General features: G+C 69.5%; 5 protein-coding genes. All 5 read left to right on the top strand.

Translation table 11 applies throughout. The features are described 5' to 3' along the window. Window positions 1-1410: bifunctional tetrahydrofolate synthase/dihydrofolate synthase (gene folC / locus ACJA3G_RS30755; RefSeq protein ID WP_406556314.1), on the top strand; the 1410-nt coding region annotated here is incomplete at its 5' end. 6 nt (window positions 1411-1416) lie between these two features. Further along, window positions 1417-1764, top strand: a complete 348-nt coding sequence (locus ACJA3G_RS30750; RefSeq protein ID WP_406556313.1) for a DUF4233 domain-containing protein — start codon at window positions 1417-1419, stop codon at window positions 1762-1764. A gap of 103 nt (window positions 1765-1867) precedes the next feature. Further along, a complete protein-coding gene (gene ndk / locus ACJA3G_RS30745) occupies window positions 1868-2281 on the top strand; it encodes a nucleoside-diphosphate kinase (protein WP_358831444.1) in 414 nt (137 codons plus the stop codon). 265 nt (window positions 2282-2546) lie between these two features. Further along, window positions 2547-3566 carry a rod shape-determining protein gene (locus tag ACJA3G_RS30740; RefSeq protein WP_053727412.1) on the top strand — a complete coding sequence of 340 codons (1020 nt, stop codon included), beginning with the start codon at window positions 2547-2549 and terminating at the stop codon, window positions 3564-3566. Between the two features lie 132 nt (window positions 3567-3698). Further along, a partial coding sequence (mreC, locus tag ACJA3G_RS30735; protein WP_406556312.1) for a rod shape-determining protein MreC occupies window positions 3699-4626 on the top strand: 928 nt, incomplete at its 3' end.

Raw genomic sequence — 4626 nt, 5'->3', positions numbered from 1 at the left:
CACCCAGGACGTCCATCAGCGCCGCGATACGGGCGACGGAGGGCTCCAGCTTGGTCTCGCCCCAGCGACCCCGAGGTCGACAGGGCGCTGCGCGCGGTCGAGACGGAGTTGGCGACGCGCTGGGGCGAGACCAAGCTGGAGCCCTCCGTCGCCCGTATCGCGGCGCTGATGGACGTCCTGGGTGAGCCCCAGCGCGCGTACCCCTCGATCCACATCACCGGCACCAACGGCAAGACCTCCACCGCCCGCATGGTCGAGGCGCTGCTCAACGCCTTCGACCTGCGCACCGGCCGGTACACCTCGCCCCACGTCCAGTCGATCACCGAGCGCATCAGCCTGGACGGCGCGCCGATCACGGCCGAGCGCTTCATCGAGACGTACGAGGACATCAAGCCGTACGTGGAGATGGTCGACGGGCAGCAGGAGTACCGGCTGTCGTTCTTCGAGGTGCTCACCGGGATGGCGTACGCGGCGTTCGCGGACGCCCCCGTCGACGTGGCCGTCGTCGAGGTCGGCATGGGCGGCAGCTGGGACGCGACCAATGTGATCGACGCCTCCGTGGCCGTCGTCACCCCCATCTCCCTGGACCACACCGACCGGCTCGGCTCGACGCCCGCCGAGATCGCTGTGGAGAAGTCCGGGATCATCAAGCAGGACGCCACCGTCATCCTGTCCCAGCAGCCGGTCGACGCGGCCCAGGTGATGCTGAAGAAGGCCGTCGAGGCGGACGCCACGGTGGCCCGCGAGGGCATGGAGTTCGGCATCGTCGCGCGCGAGGTCGCGGTCGGCGGGCAGCTGCTGACCCTGCGCGGCCTCGGCGGCGAGTACGAGGACGTCTTCCTGCCGCTGTACGGCGCGCACCAGGCGCACAACGCGGCCGTCGCTCTCGCCGCCGTGGAGGCGTTCTTCGGCATCGGCTCCGAGCACGCCCGCCCGCTGGACGTGGACACCGTCCGCAAGGCGTTCGCCTCGGTGGTCTCGCCCGGCCGGCTGGAGGTGGTGCGCCGCAGCCCGACCGTCGTCCTGGACGCCGCCCACAACCCGGCGGGCGCGCAGGCCACGGCGGAGGGCCTGACCGAGGCGTTCGGCTTCTCGCGGCTGATCGGCGTGGTCGCGGCCAGCGCCGACAAGGACGTGAAGGGGCTGCTGGAGGCCTTCGAGCCGGTCTTCGCCGAGGTCGTCGTGACCGCCAACACCAGTCACCGTTCGATGGACGTCGACGAGCTGGCCGCGGTCGCGGTCGAGGTCTTCGGTGACGAGCGGGTGGTGGTCGAGCCGCGTCTGGACGACGCGCTGGAGGCGGCGATCACCCTGGCGGAGGAAGAGGACGAGTACGCCGGTGCGGGAGTCCTCGTCACCGGTTCCGTGATCACGGTCGGCGAGGCCCGGCTGCTCCTGGGAAGGGGCTGACGCCCGATGCGTACGCTCTGCGCTTCCACCCTCATCGGTGAATTCTTCGTCATAGGGTTCGCCGGTCTGGTCGCCATGAAGGACCAGGACCTGACGGTGTCCACGGTGTGGACGGTGTGCGGCATCGCCATGCTCTTCTCGGTGCTGCTGTGCGGCATGCTCGGCCGTCCCGGCGGTGTCCAGCTGGGCTGGGCGCTCCAGGGTGCCCTGATCGTCAGCGGGCTCGTCGTGCCGCACATGTTCTTCCTGGGCGCGGTCTTCGCCGGTCTGTGGTGGGCCTCGGTCCACTACGGCCGCAAGGTCGACGAGGCGAAGGCCCGCTTCGCGGCGCAGGCGGCCGAACAGCAGGCGTGACGGCCCGGCCGGGGGCGTGGGGCCGATCCGGGTGCCGCCGTGCCCGGCGCCCCCTGTAGCCTCGCCTTCACCGCACACGTATGCCTGCAAGGAGCCGCACACCATGACCCAGCGCACTCTCGTCATCCTCAAGCCCGACGCCGTCCGTCGCGGCCTGATCGGCGAGATCATCGGCCGTATCGAGCGCAAGGCCGGCTGGACCATCCCGGCGATGGAGCTGCGGACGCTGGACCAGGAGACCCTGGAGCAGCACTACGGCGAGCACAAGGGCAAGCCCTTCTACGAGCCGCTGATGGGCTTCATGGCCTCCGGCCCGGTCGTGGTCCTGGTCGTCGAGGGCGAGCGCGTCATCGAGGGTGTGCGCGGGCTCGCGGGTCCCACCGACCCGATCGCCGCCACGCCCGGCTCCATCCGGGGCGACTTCGGCACGATCGTCCGCGAGAACCTCATCCACGCCTCCGATTCCGAGGAGTCGGCCGAACGGGAACTGAAGATCTTCTTCCCGGGTCGCGTCTGACTTCCTGACCGGTTGTCAGCCATATAGCGCTCATGACCTGGGGCGACCGAAGGAATTTCGGTCGCCCTTCGGCATATGCGGGGTGAAGTCGGGAACGCATCGCCCCGACACGTCGTCACCATTAACAGAGGTGGACCAACGCGCCGTGTCCGTGCAGGCGGCACTACGATGGAGCCTCACGCCCACAGCACCCACCTCGCCGACCTAAAAAGCCGTCAACGCTCGATTAGGGAAGGCCGGACGCATCCTCATGGGGAGCAACAACATGTCGTTCATCGGCCGTGACATGGCTGTCGACCTCGGGACCGCCAACACGCTGGTGTACGTCAGGGGCCGCGGAATCGTCCTGAACGAGCCCTCCGTCGTCGCCATCAACACCAACACCGGCGGCATCCTGGCGGTCGGCGCCGAGGCGAAGAAGATGATCGGCCGTACGCCGGGCAACATCGTGGCCGTACGACCGCTGAAGGACGGCGTCATCGCCGACTTCGAGATCACGGAGCGGATGCTCCGCTACTTCATCCTCAAGATCCACAAGCGGCGTTACCTGGCGCGCCCGCGCGTTGTCGTCTGTGTGCCCTCGGGCATCACCGGAGTCGAGCGCCGCGCCGTCATCGAGGCCTCCACCCAGGCCGGCGCCCGTCAGGTGCACATCATCGAGGAGCCCATGGCCGCGGCCATCGGCTCGGGGCTGCCCGTCCACGAGGCGACCGGCAACATGGTCGTCGACATCGGCGGCGGCACCACCGAGGTCGCGGTGATCTCGCTCGGCGGAATCGTCACGGCACAGTCCATCCGGGTGGCCGGCGACGAGCTGGACAACGCGATCATCCAGCACATCAAGAAGGAGTACAGCCTCCTCCTCGGTGAGCGCACCGCCGAACAGATCAAGATCACCATCGGTTCGGCCTACGACCTCGACAAGGACGAGCACACCGAGATCCGCGGCCGTGACCTGGTCTCCGGGCTGCCCAAGACCGTGGTCATCTCGGCCGCCGAGGTCCGCAAGGCCATCGAGGAGCCGGTCAACGCGATCGTCGACGCGGTGAAGACGACGCTCGACAAGTGCCCGCCCGAGCTCTCCGGCGACATCATGGACCGCGGCATCGTCCTCACCGGCGGCGGCGCCCTGCTGCGGGGCCTGGACGAGCGGCTGCGCCGCGAGACCGGGATGCCGATCCACATCGCCGAGGACCCGCTGGACTCGGTCGCGCTGGGATCCGGCAAGTGTGTCGAGGAGTTCGAGGCCCTTCAGCAGGTGCTGGACGCCCAGCCGCGCCGATAGCGCGGAAGGCCGAGGTCCCCGGGTCGCCCAGCGGCCCGGGGGCCCGCCCGTACGGGCCACTGCCAACCCGTACGGCGGATCGTTGATATACAGATCGAACAGATTCCGACGAGGAAGGCACGGCCGCCGCACGTGAGGGACACACGAGAGAGCCGGCTCCTCCTGGTGCTGCTGATCGCCGTAGCGTTCGCGCTGATCACGGTCGACATCCGGGGTGGGGAGAATTCGCCGGTGGACGGGGCCCGGCAGGCCGCCGCCACGGTGTTCGGGCCGGTCGAGAACGGCATGGCGGCAGCCGTCGATCCGGTGGGCAACGCCATCGGCGCCGTGCGTGACTCGGGGGAGCGCCACAACAAGATCGCCGACCTCCAGCGTGAGAACGAGGCGCTGAAGCAGAAGCTCGGCAGCGACGCCCGCAACCGCTCGCGTCTCAACCAGCTCGACGCGATGCTGAAGACCGCGGGCGAGGGCCAGTACGGCATCAAGGCCGCGCAGGTCATCGGAATAGGAGCGGCCCAGGGCTTCTCCTGGACCGTCACCATCGACGCCGGTTCGCGCGACGGCATCAAGCGCGACATGACCGTGCTGAACGGGGAGGGGCTGGTCGGCCGCGTCACCACCGTCGGCCCGTCCACCGCCACCGTCCTGCTCGCCAACGACCCGGACTTCACGGTCGGCACCCGGATGGAGAGCAGCGACGAGCTGGGCTTCGCCACCGGCCAGGGCGACCGGCCGCTGTCGGTGCAACTGCTCAACGGCAAGGCCAAGGTGAAGGCCGGCGACCGGCTGGTGACCTTCGGCTCACAGTCCGACAGGCCGTTCGTGCCCGGTGTCCCGGTCGGCGAGGTCGTCAAGGTCGACCCCTCCGGCGGCGATCTGACGCGGACCGTCTATGTGCGTCCGTACGTCGGGTTCACCAAGCTCGACATCGTCGGCGTCGTCGTCCAGGCCCCGCGCACCGACCCGCGCGACCAGGTGCTGCCCGCCAAGCCCCGGCCGACCCCGACGCCCACGGTGACCGTCACGGTCAGCCCGCCGCCGGCCGGGAACGCGGTCGCCC

Origin of the sequence: Streptomyces sp. YS-3, assembly GCF_045257485.1 — a bacterium.
In the GTDB taxonomy this organism is placed as follows: Bacteria; Actinomycetota; Actinomycetes; order Streptomycetales; family Streptomycetaceae; genus Streptomyces.
Note: the sequence above shows the minus strand (reverse complement) of the source record. Positions and strands in the feature narration are given on the sequence as shown.

Excerpts from the sequence above, each read along its gene's own strand:
- ACJA3G_RS30750 (WP_406556313.1), top strand. The coding sequence starts at position 1,417 with ATGCGTACGCTCTGCGCTTCCACCCTCATCGGTGAATTCTTCGTCATA.
- ndk (WP_358831444.1), top strand. The coding sequence starts at position 1,868 with ATGACCCAGCGCACTCTCGTCATCCTCAAGCCCGACGCCGTCCGTCGC.
- ACJA3G_RS30740 (WP_053727412.1), top strand. The coding sequence starts at position 2,547 with ATGTCGTTCATCGGCCGTGACATGGCTGTCGACCTCGGGACCGCCAAC.